The sequence below is a fragment of the Enterococcus sp. DIV1304_2 genome (genome assembly GCF_050555445.1).
Lineage (GTDB): Bacteria > Bacillota > Bacilli > Lactobacillales > Enterococcaceae > Enterococcus_B > Enterococcus_B pernyi.
In genome coordinates this window covers 1,153,588-1,173,875 of sequence record NZ_CP187851.1, presented here as the reverse complement: position 1 = coordinate 1,173,875, position 20,288 = coordinate 1,153,588, and the positions used below count along the sequence as shown (strand labels likewise).

At 37.9% G+C, this 20,288-nt stretch carries 22 protein-coding genes and 1 tRNA gene; 8 read left to right on the top strand and 15 right to left on the bottom strand.

What is annotated here, in order from left to right; genetic code table 11:
• Position 1 precedes the first annotated feature (1 nt).
• Positions 2–802 carry a M15 family metallopeptidase gene (locus IGJ14_RS05575; RefSeq protein WP_019723460.1) on the bottom strand — a complete coding sequence of 267 codons (801 nt, stop codon included), beginning with the start codon at positions 800–802 and terminating at the stop codon, positions 2–4.
• Between the two features lie 13 nt (positions 803–815).
• Entirely contained in the window at positions 816–1,352 is a 537-nt protein-coding gene (locus IGJ14_RS05570) for a hypothetical protein (protein WP_019723461.1), read from the bottom strand.
• Between the two features lie 197 nt (positions 1,353–1,549).
• Here IGJ14_RS05570 and IGJ14_RS05565 point away from each other — a divergent pair, with 197 nt between their 5' ends.
• A complete protein-coding gene (locus IGJ14_RS05565; protein WP_019723462.1) occupies positions 1,550–2,509 on the top strand; it encodes a Gfo/Idh/MocA family protein in 960 nt (319 codons plus the stop codon).
• Between the two features lie 57 nt (positions 2,510–2,566).
• Here the strand turns inward: IGJ14_RS05565 and IGJ14_RS05560 are convergent, their stop codons facing one another.
• Entirely contained in the window at positions 2,567–3,532 is a 966-nt protein-coding gene (locus tag IGJ14_RS05560) for an aromatic acid exporter family protein (protein WP_019723463.1), read from the bottom strand.
• A 109-nt stretch (positions 3,533–3,641) separates the two neighbouring features.
• Between IGJ14_RS05560 and IGJ14_RS05555 the strand changes: the two genes are divergently transcribed.
• Complete coding sequence (locus tag IGJ14_RS05555) at positions 3,642–4,238, top strand: FUSC family protein (RefSeq protein WP_010735697.1); 597 nt, start codon at positions 3,642–3,644, stop codon at positions 4,236–4,238.
• A gap of 182 nt (positions 4,239–4,420) precedes the next feature.
• Here the strand turns inward: IGJ14_RS05555 and IGJ14_RS05550 are convergent, their stop codons facing one another.
• Positions 4,421–5,902, bottom strand: coding sequence for a flotillin family protein (locus tag IGJ14_RS05550; RefSeq protein WP_019723963.1), 1,482 nt, complete (start codon positions 5,900–5,902; stop codon positions 4,421–4,423).
• Between the two features lie 13 nt (positions 5,903–5,915).
• Positions 5,916–6,440, bottom strand: a complete 525-nt coding sequence (locus IGJ14_RS05545; protein ID WP_034690200.1) for an NfeD family protein — start codon at positions 6,438–6,440, stop codon at positions 5,916–5,918.
• Between the two features lie 126 nt (positions 6,441–6,566).
• Between IGJ14_RS05545 and IGJ14_RS05540 the strand changes: the two genes are divergently transcribed.
• Together IGJ14_RS05540 and IGJ14_RS05535 are read left to right on the top strand one after the other, a co-directional pair.
• On the top strand, positions 6,567–7,379 hold the full coding sequence (locus IGJ14_RS05540; RefSeq protein WP_019723962.1) for a DNA/RNA non-specific endonuclease: 813 nt from the start codon (positions 6,567–6,569) through the stop codon (positions 7,377–7,379).
• A 9-nt stretch (positions 7,380–7,388) separates the two neighbouring features.
• Positions 7,389–7,748, top strand: coding sequence for a hypothetical protein (locus IGJ14_RS05535; protein WP_019723961.1), 360 nt, complete (start codon positions 7,389–7,391; stop codon positions 7,746–7,748).
• A 269-nt stretch (positions 7,749–8,017) separates the two neighbouring features.
• Here the strand turns inward: IGJ14_RS05535 and IGJ14_RS05530 are convergent, their stop codons facing one another.
• Entirely contained in the window at positions 8,018–10,609 is a 2,592-nt protein-coding gene (locus tag IGJ14_RS05530) for an HAD-IC family P-type ATPase (RefSeq protein ID WP_019723960.1), read from the bottom strand.
• Between the two features lie 162 nt (positions 10,610–10,771).
• Between IGJ14_RS05530 and IGJ14_RS05525 the strand changes: the two genes are divergently transcribed.
• Positions 10,772–11,560, top strand: coding sequence for a MerR family transcriptional regulator (locus IGJ14_RS05525; protein WP_253181800.1), 789 nt, complete (start codon positions 10,772–10,774; stop codon positions 11,558–11,560).
• 94 nt (positions 11,561–11,654) lie between these two features.
• Here the strand turns inward: IGJ14_RS05525 and nagA are convergent, their stop codons facing one another.
• From nagA to IGJ14_RS05505, 4 genes are all read right to left on the bottom strand, one after another.
• Positions 11,655–12,803 (bottom strand): N-acetylglucosamine-6-phosphate deacetylase, encoded by a 1,149-nt coding sequence (nagA, locus tag IGJ14_RS05520; RefSeq protein ID WP_029594281.1) that lies wholly within the window; start codon positions 12,801–12,803, stop codon positions 11,655–11,657.
• Positions 12,804–12,877: 74 nt separating this feature from the next.
• Positions 12,878–13,714 (bottom strand): helix-turn-helix domain-containing protein, encoded by an 837-nt coding sequence (locus IGJ14_RS05515; RefSeq protein ID WP_010735706.1) that lies wholly within the window; start codon positions 13,712–13,714, stop codon positions 12,878–12,880.
• A 435-nt stretch (positions 13,715–14,149) separates the two neighbouring features.
• A complete protein-coding gene (locus IGJ14_RS05510; protein WP_019724414.1) occupies positions 14,150–15,367 on the bottom strand; it encodes a pyridoxal phosphate-dependent aminotransferase in 1,218 nt (405 codons plus the stop codon).
• Positions 15,368–15,501: 134 nt separating this feature from the next.
• Entirely contained in the window at positions 15,502–15,663 is a 162-nt protein-coding gene (locus IGJ14_RS05505) for a hypothetical protein (protein WP_019724415.1), read from the bottom strand.
• Between the two features lie 64 nt (positions 15,664–15,727).
• On the opposite strand from IGJ14_RS05505, the gene IGJ14_RS05500 reads away from it, so the two are divergent.
• Positions 15,728–15,810: transfer RNA gene (locus IGJ14_RS05500), tRNA-Leu, on the top strand.
• A 146-nt stretch (positions 15,811–15,956) separates the two neighbouring features.
• Here the strand turns inward: IGJ14_RS05500 and IGJ14_RS05495 are convergent.
• Positions 15,957–16,232 carry a hypothetical protein gene (locus tag IGJ14_RS05495; protein WP_019724534.1) on the bottom strand — a complete coding sequence of 92 codons (276 nt, stop codon included), beginning with the start codon at positions 16,230–16,232 and terminating at the stop codon, positions 15,957–15,959.
• A gap of 96 nt (positions 16,233–16,328) precedes the next feature.
• A complete protein-coding gene (locus IGJ14_RS05490) occupies positions 16,329–17,021 on the bottom strand; it encodes a hypothetical protein (RefSeq protein WP_019724533.1) in 693 nt (230 codons plus the stop codon).
• 210 nt (positions 17,022–17,231) lie between these two features.
• On the opposite strand from IGJ14_RS05490, the gene IGJ14_RS05485 reads away from it, so the two are divergent.
• Positions 17,232–17,444 carry a DUF378 domain-containing protein gene (locus IGJ14_RS05485; protein WP_010735711.1) on the top strand — a complete coding sequence of 71 codons (213 nt, stop codon included), beginning with the start codon at positions 17,232–17,234 and terminating at the stop codon, positions 17,442–17,444.
• 397 nt (positions 17,445–17,841) lie between these two features.
• A complete protein-coding gene (locus IGJ14_RS05480; protein ID WP_019724622.1) occupies positions 17,842–18,456 on the top strand; it encodes a LysM peptidoglycan-binding domain-containing protein in 615 nt (204 codons plus the stop codon).
• Between the two features lie 110 nt (positions 18,457–18,566).
• Here IGJ14_RS05480 and IGJ14_RS05475 read toward each other — a convergent pair whose 3' ends face one another.
• From IGJ14_RS05475 to IGJ14_RS05465, 3 genes are all read right to left on the bottom strand, one after another.
• Positions 18,567–19,091, bottom strand: a complete 525-nt coding sequence (locus tag IGJ14_RS05475) for a hypothetical protein (protein ID WP_019723590.1) — start codon at positions 19,089–19,091, stop codon at positions 18,567–18,569.
• 98 nt (positions 19,092–19,189) lie between these two features.
• Positions 19,190–19,792 carry a hypothetical protein gene (locus IGJ14_RS05470; protein ID WP_019723589.1) on the bottom strand — a complete coding sequence of 201 codons (603 nt, stop codon included), beginning with the start codon at positions 19,790–19,792 and terminating at the stop codon, positions 19,190–19,192.
• Between the two features lie 33 nt (positions 19,793–19,825).
• Entirely contained in the window at positions 19,826–20,173 is a 348-nt protein-coding gene (locus IGJ14_RS05465; RefSeq protein WP_019723588.1) for an LPXTG cell wall anchor domain-containing protein, read from the bottom strand.
• Positions 20,174–20,288 lie beyond the last annotated feature (115 nt).

Here is a 20,288-nt window from a genome sequence, read left to right as displayed (position 1 = left end):
CCTACTTTTCTTTTAGTTGGTCCAAGTACTCCTCCATCGTTAAATCGTTTGATGTGATATATTCTGCACTTTCTTTGCCTACATAACGTAGGTGCCAAGGTTCGTAAGTGATTTTTGTAATATCTTCTCGACCTTTTGGATAACGGATGATAAAGCCATATTTAGAGGCATTGTCCGCAAGCCATTTCGCACCTGGTTCGTCACCATATTTTTCATCCAATACAGTATTGGGATAATTGTTGTACCATGTTTCATCGACCACATCCACAGCTAAACCTGTATGGTGTTCACTGTAACCCGGTTCTGTCATAGTTTTTTTCGTAATCGCGGTCGCCTCTTCTTCAGTGACTCCCTGACTACTCATCACCTGTTGGACATTTTGAGCGAACACCTCTTGTTGTGTCGCAACTGAGCGATAAGCCGATACCATAACTAAAGGAAAGCCCGCAGCTTTAGCTGCGTTAGCCAGTTCTTCATAATCAGCTTTAATACGTTTGTCGATCAGATAGCCATTATCTAGCGCAGCCAATTGGTTGGCTTCATCGATTTCTGTCTCGATTTTATGATCAGGTCCTACCAATACCAGTGACCAATCATCCAACTTAACATCTGGTAAATCACTAGAGGTTGCTTTTTTTGTTGCTTTTTCTGTACTTTCTTCTGTCGCACTCGTCGTGTTTGTTTGTTCTGTCTTTGAATTATCAGCTTGAGCTTTCGTATCCGTCCGACTCTCACTAACAACCAGATAGCCCATCGCAACAATCATAATCACGACTGAGATAACGCCTAAAATTTTATTCACGCAAAAAATCCTTTCATTCCCTTTCTGGTTCCACTTTCTCACTCACGTAAGTTTCTTCCAGATTTTCATTTACCCAATCTAACAACTCGATTTTCTCCCCTTCGATTTGCTTTTGAACTTCTGCTGGTAATCGAAAGTTCAAAATGTCATCATAACCCCACTCATCATATTGAATACTGACTTTCAAGTCAAGATATCCATTGACAATTTGATCATTTTTTAAAGGGAGCAACTCTACATTCGCACTGCCACTACTTACCCATTTCTGAGCAATACGTGTTTTGATTTGCTTATATTCCGCTACTGCAACGTTTCTTTTTTCAGGGAAAATAATGGTTTGACGTAGAATTTTTTGCGTCAACATCCATTCATAGTCCGTAAAAAGATTTTTCACTTTTTGCATGGCCTCGGATGGTAAGTTTTGTTCACCACGCTTCCAAGCTTGCCAAGTTGTTTCATCCACCAATAGATAAGTATCTAAGAAATTTTCTTCTGTTTCAAATTGTTCGAGTAAAACACTCATAATAAGATCAACGTATACTTGATGCATCGCAATCTCCTCCTCCTTCTTATTCTACTTAAATTAAGGTAAAAAATCATCTATTAGAACATTTCTTTCACCTTTTTTTAGAAAGCAATTCTTCAAAACGATGGGATGTCCTTTTTTTGATATAATAATAGCGAAACCAAGAGTATTCAACTAAATACCCTTATATTAAATATATCACGTCAAGGAGAGATGAAAAAATGAAAAAATTCCAATGGGGCATTGTCGGTCTAGGATCGATCGCTAACGAATTTGCAGAAAGCTTCGATCAACCATCAAGTACATTGGCGGCAGTCGCATCACGAACTTTGGAAAAAGCACAGGATTTTGCTACACGCCATTCTATCAAAAAAGCATATGGCGATTATCGTGAAATGTTGCAAGATGCTGAAGTTGATATCGTGTATATCGCCGTTCCGAATCGTCAACATATCGACTATATCCTTCCTGCCTTGGAAGCTGGGAAACATGTCTTATGCGAAAAAGCCATCACGATGAATAAGGCAGAACTTCAACAAGCCATCCAATTAGCCGAACAAAAACAGCTGATCTTGGCAGAAGCGATGACGATTTTCAACATGCCTTTGTATCATCAACTTCGTTCAATGATCGATTCAGGCAAGTTAGGTGCATTAAAGATGATCCAAGCACCTTTTGGCAGTTACAAAGAACCTGATCCGACCAACCGCTTCTTCAACCCTGATTTAGCAGGTGGAGCATTACTTGACATTGGAACCTATGCTGTTTCATTTGCTCGCTTCTTTTTGAGCTCACAACCGGAAGTCATCGCCTCTCGTATGATTCCATTTAAAACAGGTGTCGATGAACAATCTGTAACGATCTTACAAAATAAAGAAAATGAACTAGCTACGATCAACCTGACCTTCCAAGCAAAAATGCCAAAAATCGGAATCGTTGCTTTTGAAAATGGGTATATCTCGATCAATGATTATCCTAGAGCTGACCAAGCCGAAATCATTTATACTGACGGTACAAAAGAATTGATCGAAAGTGGCCATCGTGCGCAAGCAATGAATTATGAAATTGAAAATATGGTAAAAATGATCGAAGGAGAACTTCCAAACCGTTCCCTGTACTTAACTACCGAAGTGATTGCACTCTTAGATGATATGCAAGAGCATTGGAAGAATAACAAATAAACAAAATAAAAATAAGACGAAGCGAGAATGGTCTTCTCATCGCTTCGTCTTATTTGTTCATCTTTCCGCATCCACTATCATCTGCTGAGAAAATTCTACTTTTATTTCAATAAAACTTTTGAATGACTGTAAAAACTGAAACAATTCCGCACGATCTTCAAATTCACTTCGAGTAGTCGGCAATGGCATTTGACGATACATCCCATAGACCTCTTCGATCCGTGTCAATATTTCTTTGCCATCATTTGATTCAGAAAATGTCTCAGCTGTATAGATCAACAAGCCGTATATATGGTCGCTATAAGGCACTGGGTCCTGGATATAAGCTAAATTTTCTTGCATATCTTGGATCACATTGATCTGAGCCCGTCGCATAGAAAAATAGGTTTCATAGTATTGATTTTGTCTAAGCAAGTTATTCTCTTGGTGATTCCGTGCATATGCTTGGCTTTCTCGAATATAAACTTGTAATTCTTTGCATAACCCTTGATTTTCGTAAGCTTCGCCAGAAAGCAAAAAGTCTGCCATATTCTTCAAAAGAAGACGAAATCGCTCTTCGATGATCATTTGATTTTCCTTTAAACGTTTTTTACTATCTGGCATATAGACATTAGATAACAAAGCAAAGCCTACACCAATGATCATCAAGGCTGCTTCGTTTGTGATCAATTGCCAACTCATACTTTGTTCACTAAGATAATGAGTGATCAAGACTGAGTTTACAACGATTCCTTCTGTCAATTTGAACCGCACGGCGATTGGAATAAAAAATAATAGAAAGACACTGAAACTGATGATTCGATAGCCCAAAAGTGTAAAACACATATAGGCAATAAGTGTAGCGACAATAAATGCAGCGATTCGATAGATTCCAGTCATCAAGGTGGAGCGACGAGTATTCCCTACGCTTAACAACGCAATAATACCGGCAGATGGCCAGAATAATAAGGAAAAGTAGTTTGCAACCAACATGGAAGCAAATACACTGATGACCGTTTTTACCGTTCTCATTCCAATACGCATGATCGGCTCCTTTCTTTTTATTGAATTATACTAAATTCGTTCATGAAAAACTAGCAATCCAAGGTAAGTTTAGTTATGATATTGTAAAGAACGTAAAGGAGAGTATACTATGCAATTTGGACGCTTTCGACTTGGTATGCGTACAATGAAGAGTGCTTTAGCCGTTTTCTTATGTATTTTGATCTTTCATCTCTTTGATCGTGGCATTCCAATGATTGCTGCCCTATCTGCTGTTTTTTCCTTGCGCCAGGATTTGACTACGACCTTTTCTTTTGGTCGCTCGCGTATTATTGGCAATCTACTTGGTGGCGGATTAGGTATTTTCTATTTTTTTGTAAAAAGTTACTTCCACAATGATTTTTTAGTTGAACTGATCGTTCTCCCACTTTTAGTGATCATTGTGATCGTCTTATCTGACGGTATCAATAATAATTCTGGGATCATTGCTGCTATTGCAACATTACTGCTGATCTCTTTAAGTATCCCTCAAGGAGAGTCAGCCTTCTATGCGATTGAGCGGGTTTTCGATACATTTATCGGGACATTTATTGCTATCGGTATCAATTTTTGCTTGCGTCCGCCAGAAGTTGAAAAAAAAGAAGAGATTGTCGAGGACTTAGAACAATTAAGAAAAAAAGAGCAGGCTTTACTTGAAAGTCTTGAAGAAGTAAAAGCACAGATCCGTGAGCAAAATGAAAATAAATAGCGAACCAACAAAAGAGGTCGAGACAGAAGTGTTCAGCCTCGAGAAATAAGGCGCCATCCACGAAAATTGTTCTTCAAATTTTTGTGGATGGCGCCTTATTTCCGAAGAGGTTACTTCTGTTCTCGCCGTTTATTCGGTTTTAGGTGGTGGGAGAGAACTAATGTCCCACTCTCTTTCTTAAGTTATTCTTTCGGTTCATTTGATCCTTCATAGACATTCAATTGTCTAGAATTTCCACGTGTGGAAAGATTCTCAATGATATCCTTGATATCCAATCCAGTTGTTTCTTTCAACGTTTCTTGTGTCGTCGACAACAAGTTTGTCGCATAGCTTGTCACTCGATTGGCGCCACCTGCTTCACCTGAGGAGTTTCCTGTATCAACAACAGAGATTTTTTCGATATTGCCTAGCGGTTGTGCCGCTTCACGCATCAATTGAGGCAACATTTCGATCACCATGCTAAGCACAGCAGCTTCTCCATATTCTTTGAACGCATCTGCGATTTTTTGTTTTGCTTCTGCTTCCGCTTTCCCTTTTGCTAACGTGGCTTCTGCCTCGGCTTGTCCAGCTAAACGAGTTTGGTTGGCTTGGGCTTGGGCTAAGGCTTCGATTCTAAATTGTTCTGCTTCTGCCTCAGTCACTTCTTTGACTTTTTGCGCTTGGGCTTCTTGTTCTTTGGCGTAACGATCCGCATCGGCTTTTTTCTTCACTTCAGAATCGTATTGTTTTTCACGACGAATGATTTCTTTTTCTTCTAATTCGATTTGTTTTTGACGTTCGACGACTTTTACTTGCATCTCTTGTTCGATTACTTGTTGTTGTTCTCTGGCACTTTCTAAATTATACGCTTGGTCAGCTTTTGCTCGTGCCACATCTTGTTCCTGTTTATAGGCAGCTAATTTCAATTCTTTTTCTTTTAAAGATTCGGCGATCTCTGTTTGGCGTTGTAATTCTGCAGCTTGAGATTCTTTCTCTGCTTCCGCCTTTTTGATACGCGTTTCTTTTAGTGCTTCTGCTTCTGCAATATCTGCATCACGTTTGACTTGAGCAATCCGTGGTTTCCCTAAAGAATCCAAATAACCATTTTTATCACGGACTTCTTTGATCGTGAACGAAACAATGATCAAGCCCATTTTTGCTAGATCCACCGAGGCAACTTCTTGCACGCTTTGGCTGAATTTGTCACGATTTTGGTAAATTTCTTCTACTGTCATCGAACCTAGGATCGACCGCAAATGACCTTCTAATACTTCACGCGCTTCATTTTCAAGTTCTTCTCGCGTTTTCCCTAGAAATTGTTCCGCTGCTGTCGCAATTTCTTCGACAGAAGAACCGATCTTGATGATCGAAGTACCGTCACACATCACCGGCACACCCTGCTCTGTATAAACTTCTGGGGTAGACACGTCTAATTTGCTTGATAATAAACTGATGCGATTCGAACGTTGGAAAACTGGTAATACGAATGCACCACCACCGCGGACGATTTTGATTTTATTGTTACTCTCGTCGGCATGAACATTTTTACTTCCCAAGTAACTACCACTGATGATCAATGCTTCGTCAGGCTTTGCCGTTTGGTACTTAGCGACAAAGACGATCAATAACATTAAAACGATCAACACTGCTAAAACAATTGCAACAAACACTCCAGATATTTCCATTTCTTCCACTCCTTTACATTTTCAACATACTTTCGTACGGTGTAACATAACAAACACGGTCTCTTACTTCAATGATCAACACCTTTTCGCCACGTCCGATCATTTTCTCTTGGGGCGTATAAAAACAAGCAGGGCGACTGATTGAACCAGTAACACTTTTTAATTGGATCTCTCCCATTCCCTGGATCGGTATCGGGGTCACCACTGTCGCGATTTGACCTTCTAATGTTTTTTCAGAAGTTGATAGCGTCGATTCTGCGTGCTTCATCGGCATCAAGATATAAAAATTCAACAAAAAAACTAAAACGGTTGCAATAATCGCGCTGATCACGAAAATCACTAATGAGGACTGGTCGGTCAAGGATTCACCTAAATAACCTAATAAACTGGTAAAAGTCAACCAGGGAACGATCAGCATCGGATCAATAGGTCCATCGAAATCAAAGACATCTCCAAAAATAACAAGTAACACTGCAACCCCAGCGCATATGAGTAAAACGTACCAGTAAATCGTGATGATTGCGATTCCTCCTATCATCTCATTCGCCTCCTTTGTGTACAAGATTATCATATCATACTAACCTATATAATTAACCTACTTTGGATAAAGTTTTCACTTTTAGTCCGCTTGGTTTTGGATTATACTAACAAAGGAGGTGAACGAATGAAAAATTTAAAAAAACTATGGGGTACATTGATCTCTATAGTTGTTTTTGGCGCAATTGGCTTTATCGGAATGGATCTAGTGAATGTAGAACAACCGATCTCAAGGGATTACAGTGAATCTAGTTTTACTGCTTCAATCGATAGTGAACCGGAAGTTTCTACTGAACAACGATCAAACATGAGTACATATAGTATGGAGTCTTCTGATAAACCAGTCGAAAGTACAAGCAAAAGTGAAGCTACTATCACAAGTAGTATACCTGACTCATCTGAACCAAGAAACAACGGCTTACCACAAGAAGAAGACTTAGCACCGACTGGAAACAATCCTGGGCCACAAGAATTAGGAACAGCTTCCTTTGATGGGGCTGAACTCTCAACAAACAAAGGATGGATCGAGTATCATGAGCTTGATCGATTAGGACGTCCCACTGGTGCGGATGCCTTATTGGAAAAATCAATGATCAATACAGGAACCAGCGCAAACCGTGACATCCGTCCTCCTGGATTTATTTCTGGTCCCAGATACGATCATTCTCGCGGACATCTGATCGCTAAACAGTTCGGCGGTAGTGGCGACGACGAAAGAAATCTAGTTACTTTGTTTCAATTTCCAGTCAATGATCCTTACATGAACTACTATGAACTAAAAATCCGTAAGGCGTTGAATCATGGTGAAACTGTACGCTATCGTGTTACTCCACATTATGTTGGCGATGAACTCATCCCTGAAAGTGTCGAGTTAGAGGCAAAAGGAACAGGCAATAATCCAACGATTGATTTTACGGTATTGATACCAAATAAAAAGTAGGTGAAACGATTGTTTGAACAATTGAAGCAAAATCGTACATTAGAAGAAACACTCGCATGGCTGGAAGAAAACGAGCTGTTCGATTATGAGGAACTTGTATTTTTCCCTTCTTACCAACATTTCAAAGCTAGTATTCTGCGAACAATCGATTATACCTCCCTGGATGAAGCGGAGGTCGCGAATCTCCTTTCATCCTTTTACTTGGTGGCTCGTACGATCGATGGTGATTATCTCTTAGCAAATGAAAAAACGGTTTGTTTGTTTCCTCGCTCTCACCAAAAAGAAGAAATCCAGCGATTTAATGGGAGTTTTGCCGATCTACTAATAAGATACGCAAACTCTTCGAAATCAATTGTCGAATTTTTTTAACTTTCTACTATCTAAGGTTGCTCGCATTAACAATGACAAACTGGGGCTTTATCTTTGAACATTTAACAAAAAACGTATCGCGCATGTTTAGGTATATGAAACAGAATAACGTACAAAAAAACGTCTGAAATGATCATTCTCATTTCGGACGTTTTTACTAACTTATTTTATAAACTAGTTTCTTCTTCCAACATTACTTGGGTTTAGTGTGAATAAAAAGCACCTAGTTACTTTGGTATCTTTCTATGTTTTTTCAATAATATGGATGATCAAGCACCTACCCTGTAACTTCTAGCTGATAAAACATATTTTTCGATTTCTACTAAGAAGAATAAAAGTAATCCAGGTAAAAGACTGATGACGACTTCCGTACTTGATAGTAGGTTTGTTCCTAGAGCCATTCGTAATGGTGGGAACCAGATCATCGCGGCTTGAAGCAAAATCATGATCCCAATTGAATAAAACAATGCGGTATTTTTCCATAATCCTCTATCTAAACTAAATTCGCTGATCCTACGACAATTGATCATATAGAAGGCTTGACCAAACACCATCGCATTGATCAACACCGTCTGACGTGCATCGTTTGAGACATATTCCATCGCAGTTAAGCCTAAGATCGTCAAGATCATCCCTACATACAAAATGCGCATCAACGCATATCGTGACAAAATCCGTTCGTTCAATGGTCGTGGTCGTCGACTCATCACTTGTTTTTCTGCCCGTTCAAATCCTAAAGCATAGGACAAGGTGATCGAAGCAACTAGATTCAACCATAGGATTTGCACAGTCGTCAAAGGTAATGGGTAGTTTCCGATCAATGAGAAAAGTAACAATAATCCTTGCGCCAAACATGTTGGTAAATAAAAGAGAATCGTTTTCTTCAAGTTGTCGAATATCCGACGTCCTTCTTTGACTGCATAAGCGATCGTCTCAAAATTATCATCGACTAAAACCATATCTGCTGCTTGCTTACTAACATCGCTCCCTTTGATCCCCATAGCAATCCCGACGTCAGCTTTTTTCAATGCTGGTGCATCATTTACACCATCGCCGGTCATCCCAACAATTTCACCTTGCGCTTGTAGATAAGAAACGATTGCCAATTTGTGTTCTGGTGTCGTTCGCGCAAATACATCGTTTTCACTTACTGCGCGTTGCCATTGTTGCTCTGACAGTTGATTCAGCTCTTTTCCTGTGATTGCTGTTTGATGATTTTGCAATCCTAGTTGTTTTGCGATGGCTTTCGCTGTCAGTGGATGATCGCCTGTGATCATTTTGACACGTATTCCAGCTTGTTGCATTGATTTCACTGCTTCGATTGCTGACTCTTTTGGTGGGTCGATCACACCGCATAAGCCAATCATCGTCAATGCTTCATCTAGTGCATCATGAGATAAGTCTTCATCGCCGATTTCTTTCATCGCAAAAGCTAACACACGTTGCCCTTGACTCGCTAAATCTTCATTTTTCTTATGCCAACGTTTTTTATCGATCGACTGGCTCATACCTCTAGCATCCATTTGTTGTCCCGCTTTTTCGATCAATACATCCGGTGCACCTTTTACGAACAAGATATTCTTCCCATTGATCTCATGAACAGTCCCCATGTATTTATACGCTGAATCAAAAGGGATTTTGGCAATAGGTGAATGGATTATTGCCTGTTGCGTATTTGTATAACGTAATAATGCAAGTTCTGTTGCATTTCCCGTTTCAGGACAATCCCCATCTGCTAATTGTGTTTCTTGACAATTATGCATTGCTTGTAACAAATATTCTTCGACTTTTGTATGTGCTACTTGTGCAAATGATTCAGGCGTATACCAATCATTTAGTGTCGCTATATGAACTAAAGACATTTCATTTTTTGTCAATGTCCCTGTCTTATCTGAACAAATAACCGTCATCGCACCTAAGGTTTCTACTGTAGGCAATGTTTTTACGATGGCATTCTTCTTTGCCATTCGATTCACGCCAATCGACAAAATGATCGTTAAAATCGACGGCAGGCCTTCTGGAATCGAAGAAACGATCAAAGCAATGATCGCCGTAGCGATATAGCCCCATGTCATACCATAATAAAAATACGAAACAAGAGCAATTAACAAAATCAACGCACTGATTCCTTTAAATATACTTGTATTCATTTCCTTGATTTTCTTCAATAACGGGGTTTCTTGTTCTTCAACAGTTGATAAAGAATGACTGATTTTACCGATTTGAGTATTCGAACCTACTTCAACAACGACACCTAATCCATTGCCAGATTCAACTTTAGTGCCCGAAAAAGCCATATTTACTTGTTCAGCTAATTCTGTATTTTCAGGTAAGCTATCAACAGTTTTGCTGACAGAATGTGTTTCTCCTGTTAAAATCGCCTCATCCACTTGTAAATTGAATGATTCGATGATCCGAACATCTGCTGGTACGATATCTCCAGCAGTCAAGACTACTTGATCGCCGACGACCAAGTCTGCCGGATCGATCTCTCGTTTTTTACCATCTTCTAAAATCACTGCTTTATCACTCAATAATCCTTTGATACTATCTAAAGAAGAAGCTGCTTTTCGTTCTTGGAAGTACCCGATCATCGCATTTAGAAAAACAACTAAAAAGATCATGCCACCTTCCATCAATGCACCAGTTGCAACTTTCAATATCGCTGCCCCTAATAAGATGTACATCAACGCATCATGGAAATAAGATAAGAATTTTTGCCATTCTGGTGTTTGATCTTTTTCTTCCATTTTATTTTTTCCATATTTTTGTTGACGTTCCAGCCGATCACTCTCTGTGATATATTCTGTGACTTGAACTTGTTTGATTGTTTCTTCCGTTGACTTGTTATACCATTCCATACTTTTTCTCCTCCAACACTGACTAATCTATAATCAGCTTACAGGTTAGAGTAACTCTAAGGTCAAGGGTTTTGTGTAAATAATTTAAAAATACTCGCTTTTTTGAATCAACTAATAGTAAAATGAGGAACAGATATAAAGTATAAATAAAATCAAACGGAAGTGAATCGATTGAAAATCAATGAATTAGCAAAATTATATGATATTACCCCACATACTTTACGTTACTATGAAAAAATCGGTTTGATCCAACCAGATTATGACGACAACGGTTATCGAAATTATTCGTACAAAGAATTAGAACAACTAAATACGATTCGCGATCTGCGATATTTTGATGTTTCTTTGCCTGAGATCGTCGAATATCTGAATAATAAAAATATCGATCGAACAAAAGAACTTTTACGATTTGAAATTGATTCTTTGCATCGGTTGATTGCAGAATCAAAAGAAAAAATCGCCTTATTAGATGATCGCTTACAGTTGATCTATGAAGTAGAAGATACTCCATTCAATCAACCGATCGTGATGGAACATCAATTACGTCAAGTCATCAAAGACGATGAAATGACGACTAGTGATGATGTCGATTACGCATTGAAACAACTGCATAAAAAACATGAGAAACACCTCAGTGCCAACAATCAAAATTTATTTGGAAGTATCTTACATGAAGAGTCAGATTCTTTTGCTTATCAAGTCTTTTATTTCTATCCAGAAACTGCCTCTTTGATCAATGAGGTGTCTACGTTACCATCCGGGAAATACTTGACCTACACTTACCAAGGAGCCTATGAGCAACAAGTCACAGGCATTCAAGAAATGAAAAAATATGCACAAACACATCAACTAGAATTAAAAAGTCCATTTTATGAACTCTATCTCGTAGATTTCCATGAAACCAATGACCAGAATGAATTTATTACACGCTTAGAAGTATTGATCCAGTAACCAACTATTTATCTAAAAAACACCACAAAAAAACAGCCAAAAGAGAGTAAAGCTACGAGTTGCTTCTTCCTTTTGGCTGTTCATTTATTCTTTTTTACGCATGATAACGTTCAACACCATCTAAATAAGTGGCATCTAAGGTCATGTCAGGATTCAAGACGATGAAATCAGCATCTCTTCCTTTAGCAATCTTTCCACATGTATCGTCGATCTTACAGCTAACTGCAGGAACGTACGTAGCCATCATAATGGCTTGTTCTGGTGTAGCTAAGCCCCAATCTACGACATTTTTGATTGCTTCTTTTAATCTTAGGATACTTCCAGCTAGATTTCCAGATTCTAAGCGAGCCGTTCCATCTTTTACGACTACTGGGAACTCACCTAAATTGTAGTTACCATCAGGCATTCCACCAGCCATCATGCAATCCGTGATCAAAGCCACATGTTCATGTCCTGCTTTTTCCATCAGGATCTGTGCTGCATTTGGATGGACATGGTGACCGTCACAAATCAACTCAGAAAATACGTGATCCAATGATAATAATGCGCCGACCATACCTGGCTCACGATGGTTCAAGCCGCGCATCCCGTTAAACGCATGAACAAACACGCTTGCACCTGCTTCAACAGCTGCTTGTGCTTCATTGATCGTTGCATTACTATGACCTAAAGCAACGACAACGCCTTCATCTGTCACTTGTTTTACAAATTCTTCGACACCTGCGCGTTCTGGTGCTAATGCGATTTTTTTGATCAATCCGCCTGAAGCTTCTTGCCATTCATTGAAGACTGCCAAATCAGGGTCGCCAAAATAACTTGGGTTTTGCGCGCCTTTATGCTCTTCTGTAAAGAATGGTCCTTCAAAATAGATCCCTTTGATTTTAGCGCCAGGAGCTTCATGGTACATTTTTCCGATCGTCTCTGCTACATCTCTTAGACGTTCTTTACTAGAGGTTAATGTTGTAGGTAAAAAGGCAGTTACCCCACAAGATAACAAACCTTCTGACATAGCTTTGATTCCTTCTGCGTCATTATCCATAACATCGTGATTCATAAACCCATGAATATGTGTGTCTACAAGTCCAGGGGCGATCCATTTACCGCTTTGATCAATGATCGTTACTTCACCAGCTGGTTTTTCTGAAAGATATTCGCCAAAAAGCCCATCAGTGATTTCAAGATATCCAGTGTTTTTCACACCAGATGCTAAAAAGAATTTGTCAGCATAGATATAAGTTCTCATTCTATTCTCTCCTTTGATGATCTACCTTTAAATTACTCTTATTTACGAAAGAAGTCAAGAATGGTCTACACCATTTATATACTTTTAGCAATCTTTTTTACTGCTTGAGCTAATTCTTCATAAAACAATGCTTTTGATAGTTCATTTTGCTGTTTGTAGATCAAACTTTTTAGAATAAATAAATCATTTAAATAATAATAGCTATTTTTTTCTTGTGCCCAACGAATCCCTTGATTCACTTGTTCAAGGGCTGCTTGGCGTTCTCCTTGATGAAATAGAAAACTACCATAATTATAAAAAATCTGGGTCAATTCGCTTTTGTTGTGCTCGTTGATCGTATCATGCAAGAGTTGGACACTACGACTTAAATAATATCTTGCTTCTGTACTTCTCCCTGCAACCCCATAGACTTTCCCAATACAGCTGATCAATTGGATCTCGATATCACAGACATGTGTCCGATCTTTTTGGCTGGAGTAAGTCAATGCTTCTTTCAAGTAACTAAGTGCCTTTACTAGGTTTTTCCTTAATGTAAATTCACAAACACCTAAATAATAATAATACCGTTGAAAATCCTCAGCTGAATAGAGATTCTCTGTCACCTTCGCTGATTTTAGTTCTTGTTCTAATTTACGATAATCTCTTTTTAAAAAGTAAAGATCCAGAAGATCAAACTGTCTAGTTGCTGCTCGAATCTTGTCCTTGGATAAGTTCATGACATAATCGATCGTTACACCAAGCCTGTGACAGATCTGAGCCATCACTAATACATTTGGTAACTCTTCGTTATTTTCGATTCTACTCAGCACACTTTGAGAACAAATGCCTTGTGAAAGCATTTGTTGAGTCATTTTTTGTTCTTTTCGGATTTCTTTGATGATCGTACCAAAGGAATCGACTAATGCTTCCATAAGTATCCCCCTCTCAAAAAAATATGCGTATTCGCATGACTACATGTATTGTACTTGACTACTTTGTAAACTTCAAGAAAAGTCCAAAAGCAACGAATCATTTTTCAAAAATTGACATTAAAAAAACGCCTCGGTATCGGGACGGCTTTTAGGTGAAGTCGTATTTACTTTATAAAAAAAGTTACCAATCACATCGTTTTTACTACTCGTTGGCTCTTACTCGAAACTGGTTATTTACAGGTGTCAAATGAAAATAAAACTCAGACAAAAACGGTTGATTTAGTGAAGTAAGCAAACGCCCATAAGAATCGTTGATTCCAATTGTTATAGTGATTCACTTACTTCATAAAATCTTGATATGTTCCATCAGTTACTCGCTTACGCTTAATACTACCTACTTAATACACACGCACAACAGCCAAATTATGATATTTCCTATCTTTGTTGGTAGGTTGTCAGGAATTCACGCATTTTTTTCGCCGTTACTTTTAGATCGTCTAATTTTGGTAAGTAAACGATTCTGAAGTGGTCTGGATCAGGCCAGTTAAAACCGCCTCCGTGAACAAGTAAAATCTTGTGCTCGTGCAGAAAATCTAATACGAACTGCTCATCATTGGTAATATTGAAGCGTTTCGTATCGATTTTTGGAAAGATATAAAAAGCTGCTTTCGGCTTAACCGCTGATAATCCAGGGATATCATTGATTGCATTATAAATGTATTCTCTTTGTTCGTAGATCCGTCCACCAGGCAATAGCAATTCATCCACACTTTGGTAGCCCCCTAAGGCAGTTTGGATGATTTGTTGTGACAGGACATTTGAACAAAGACGCATAGAGGAAAGCATATTCAACCCTTCGATATAGCCTTTTACATTTGATTTGTCACCACTCAACACCATCCAGCCGACACGGAATCCCGCCACACGATGTGATTTAGATAGGCCATTCAATGTGACAACGAATAGATCAGGTGCTAAAGTCGCAATCGGGATATGCTCTAAGCCATCCATCACTAAACGATCATAGATTTCGTCTGAATAAATGATCAATTGATGTTCTCGTGCAATTTTCACGATTTCTTCTAATAACTCTTTCGGATATAAAGCTCCTGTTGGATTATTAGGATTGATGATCACGATTGCCTTTGTCCGGCTGGTAACTTTAGATTTGATATCCTCAATATCTGGATACCATTCGGCTTGTTCATCGCATACATAATGAACTGGTTTTCCTCCAGCCAAAGAAACAGAAGCTGTCCATAAAGGATAATCTGGCATTGGCACTAATACTTCATCGCCATTGTCCAATAGCCCTTGCATACACATCGTGATCAGCTCACTGACCCCATTACCAGTATAGATATCATTGATCGTCACATTTGGAAATTTTTTCAATTGACAATACTGTTCAATCGCTTTTCGTGCAGAAAAAATCCCTTTTGAATCCGAATAGCCTTCTGAATCTCTGGCATTCATGATCAAATCACGGATCACTTCATTTGGTGCCTCAAATCCAAATGGTGCTGGATTTCCCGTATTCAATTTTAATATACTGATGCCCTCTTCTTGCATTCGTTCTGCTTCTTCAAGAACCGGTCCGCGGACATCGTAACTTACGCCTTCTAATTTGTTGGATTTTTCAAATTCTCTCATAGTGATCCAATCCCTCGTTTCAAAAAAGTTAGAAATTTCTGATTATACCCATTTATTTCCATATCATACTCCATTCATCTGGATTTTGCCACCGTTTTAAAGAAATCCTAGATGAAAATCAACTTTTTTTACTTTTATTTCTCATGCCGATCGTTCCAAAGATTTGCTGCCCAATCCATAGCGATCCCGATAATCACACCTAAGAATATCCCCATAGTCAATTGTCCAAATGCAGATCCAATGATAATGCCTGCCACCATTCCTAAAATTGAAAATTCCCCATCATATTTATTCATGATTTTCCTCTTTCATATCTTGACATCTATTTCGTTACTCGCTATGATTAAAGTGTTGTTTCTTGCAGACGTGATGGAACGGCAGACATGCAAGATTGAGGGTCTTGTGAGCGTAAGCTCGTGTGGGTTCAAATCCCATCGTCTGCATCAATAAGTAAAACTCATGGTTTATGCCATGAGTTTTTTTGTTTGTTATTAAAAAAACAAGGCAGTTCATCGAGTCAACTTACAATTTTTCTACCTATATAAGAGTAATCCATTAGTTCTTGATATCGAACATTGACTTTGTTCTCTCATTTGATGATCTTCTGTTTAGGGAAGAGACTATTTTCAAAAGCGACAACAATGTTTGGTTTTTCTAATACCGTGTAGTCTTTGACGACAAATTGCTTACGGTTATTATAGTAGCCTTTCACAAATATCTTCATTCCTTCATCTACATCGGCAATAAAATTAAGACTATGATTAGCAATCAAGCAATTCTCTGAGCCTAAAGTAAAACGGATCAGTGGTCGTTCCCCTAGTTTGATCGTTCTGATTTTTGAGACTGTTCCATATTTTCTTTCCATTGTCATCTCTCCCCTCATCACCATTATACGAACAAACGTTCCGTTTTTCAAGTGATTTTCCTTGGAAAAACAACTCTAAAAAAGTATCTTTAACGTCTACTTATGCACTTGGCGATCAACGATTTGTTGAGATTTTTCCGCCGTTTGCTTTGCATCGTTTCTCGCTTTTTCTAATTGTGCGATGTAACTTCTCAAATTACTATTTTCTGCTGAAATAGTTTCTAATTGTTTCTTCGCGGTTGCTAAATCAGTTTGCAAATTTGTTTTTTCTCGATTTAATTGGCTGATTTGTTCGTTTAACTGATTAACCGTACTTTGCATCTCTGTATATTTGCCCTGGATTTCTTGGAGTCTAGTGTTCCATTGACTATTTAGGGTATTGATTTCGTTTATTTTTTGAGTTATTTCATTGATCTTATTGTTGATTTCGATTTGTTTGTCATTTAATTGATTTTCTTTACTGGTTAATTGGTTTTGTAAATTTGCATGTTCAGCAACCAATTGGCTTTTTTGCGTTTCCAAGTCAGTGATCTTTGTTTGGTATTCTTGCGCTTTTGTTTGTATATTTTGAAGATCTTGATTTTTTATTGCTAATTGACTATTTAAGTCAGTGATTTTTTGGTCATGGCTTGTTAACTGTTGATCAAGTTTTTCTAAATTTTCGTTGATCTTAGTGATATCAGATTCTCCACCCCAGAATAAAACTTCTCCTGCAAACCGTGTGCCCGTATAACCAATAGCCCCTAGCAACAATGCAATCAATCCAGTAATCATCCATTTTTTCTTCATGTTCTTCTCCTTAATAAATATTATTATTTTATAACCAGCTAAATCTAATCTTTTACTTGTCTATTGTCAAGACATATCTATTTTAAATTTTCAAATTCTATAAAACGTTGAAATGAAAGGACTATAAATTAAATTACAGGCAATATTTTAGTACAAATTCTTTAATTGTTTTATAATAATAGTATGTCATATAGGAAAGGGGTAATTTCAATGAAAACATTAGATATGATCGCTTTAACATTGTTGATTGTTGGAGGATTGAACTGGTTGTTAGTCGGTTTATTAGAATTTGATTTAGTTGCGACGATTGCAGGCGGCTCTACGACTATTTTAGCTAAAGCTATATATATTATTGTTGGGATTTGTGCTATTTATTGTTTGAAATTCTTTCCAATGATCTCCAATCGTGTAGAACATCAATAATTGGGATTTGATTTTTTTAGAACATGGGGCAACCATTTGCTTCATGTTTTTTTATTTACTCCTTTGTATTGTCGTCAACAGGCTTAAGAATAGCTATTATGACTGATAGATAGCCACCCATTTTATCTTCTACAATAGAAAAAAACATATTTATTATCCGCTTAATATTTTCTTAACTAATTTTTTTCATCAAAAAAAGAGAACATACATTCTTTTAATTAAAGGAAAGAAAGCGTTTTTCGATTACATATGTTTCGTTGAATATTACAAAAAAGGTAGCTTTGTCATAAACTGTTACGTTTTTATCACCTATGAAATATAATCCCATGGTAAAGTATTACTCGTTAGCGAAAACAGCTAATCAAAATAACTTTTTAAAATACGAAGGAGATCTTTCATGAAATCACTTAAAACTATTCTTTTTGGAACAACTTTGGCCGCCGGCGCTGCATTATTTATGGGTACTTCTGCACACGCAGACGAAGCCTACACTGTTCAATCAGGTGATACTTTATCAACGATTTCTCAAAAATACGTTGGTGACAACTCCTTGATCCAAACAATTGCCGAAGCTAACTCAATCTCAAACATTCACCTGATTTTTTCAGGTCAAGAATTAACTATTCCTACTGGTGAGCAAGCAGCTGCACCTGTCGCTACTCAAGCACCTGTGGAACCTGTTCAAGAAACAGCGCCAGTTGTGGAAACACCTGTAGTGGAACAAGCACCTGTAGTAGAACAAGCGCCAGTTGTAGAACAAGCACCAGCTACTGAAGTCGCTGTTTCAACTGGTACGAACGATGCCAAAGAATGGATCGCACAAAAAGAGTCTAGCGGTTCTTATACAGCAACAAACGGACGCTATATCGGCCGTTACCAATTAGACTCTTCTTACTTGAACGGTGACTACTCTGCTGCCAATCAAGAAAGAGTGGCAGAACAATATGTGGCTTCTCGTTATGGCTCTTGGGATGCAGCCAAGGCTTTCTGGTTAGCTAACGGTTGGTACTAAGAACAATTTATCATTGAGTTAAAAGTTAAATAAAAAAATGGAAGGCTCGAAAATAGATAATCTATTTTCAGAGCCTTCCATTTTTTATTTATGTTACCTTCAATCAGCGATCAACTAATGTTGATTGTACCATCGATCGTTGTTGTATTGACCAATTTTTCTTCGTTATAAATATTGTATAAAATTCTAACATCATGACTGCCAGCATCAGGTAGATTCTCAAAAGGGATAGAGTCTATTCGGTTGTTTGGAGGAATCAATCCTGATTTATACAATTGTTTATTATTTGACGCTAGATAGTATTCTACTTGGATATTGAATGCATTCTGACCATTATTACGTACATCGACACTCGCTTTTCCTTCTTTATCAACTTCTATATCATGTTTCAAAAGAATACGCATTTTGTCTTTATCTACTTGATCTTGCATTGCTTTTAAAATATCTTCATTACTCAATCTTGACAGATGATCATCTAAATCAGGCAATCCTGCCACTACTTGAGGAGGAGATTGATTAAAATAAAAGTATCCGCCGATCCCTGCTACAAGACATACGAGTAGCAAAGAAAACAAGATATAAGTTCTCTTCTTTTTACTATGATTCTTTTTTTCAATATTATTACTATGTGCCATTTTTCTCAACCTCCTTTCTCAAATTATAACTGAAAAGTCTGTTATTCAGACTCTTTCTACTAAAATAGGTAATGGAATACTTATCAACTTTGCTAAGATTAGTTAGCTAATGCAGAAAAATGGAATGACATCGTGTATGCAGGTGTCACAATAACATCTTGTTGGAAAGGACTAGTGATTGCTCCTTCAAATTTCAAGGATTTTGTTTGTCCTGTTCCGATAGTTGTCAAGTAAGTACGAGTATTCAAGAACTGTCCAGAAGCACTTTGCAAACGAACCGCTGCTTCATTTAATGGTGTAAAGAACAAATCTTGAGTGATCCCAGTTGAGCTTGTCTCCGCAAAACTATCTACTTCGATCATCACTCTATGTGAAGTTGAATTATTTGTCATTGCATATAATGGGGAAACGATCTCTGGTTGAGGCGTTCCGTCTTCTGCCATTGCATTTGCATATCTTACAGTCGTTGGGATCGTGATATCGATATAGCGTTTATCTTCTGGATCAACTGGATCCCATTCTCCGATCCATCCTGAAACTTGAACATCTGCTTTGTCATCACCTTTGATCGTTTGTCCCGGTGAATTGTCTGGTTGTCCAGGAATCCATCCCAAGTCATTGGCAGCAGCGTTCATTGAACCAAGTCCTAAACCACTTAATAAAATTGTAGATACAATTGCTAAATTACTTAGCTTCTTCATATTGAATTTCTCTCCTTGCTGAAATAATCTATATTATTTCACTAAATTTTTTTGTAGTCGTTCTTCTTTTTGATTGAATGTATAAAACAATCCTATCGAAAAAAGAGTAAGCAATAAACCGATCAAAGCAATTCCATTGGTCAAACGTTCCCCAGTTTGTGGAAAATTAGAGGAAGAACCTTTACTTTTGTTTGATGTTGGACCTGTAGCTTGCTGTTCTTCATTTTGGGTACTCTGCCCTGTGTCGTCTTGATTTTCGGAACTATTACCTAAATCACCGATCGTTGCTTCGACATGAACTGTTTGTATTTCTGATTGTTGAGCATGATAGACAGTTGGACTCATAACGCATAACAACAACACACCTATCATGTAATACATCGTCTTTTTTATCTTACCCTTCACCTCCTAATATAAACGACACGATTCCCACAAAACAATTATCCTTAAAAAACCAGCACTTTTAAAACTAAGTTTTACCGCCAGTTTGGTAAAT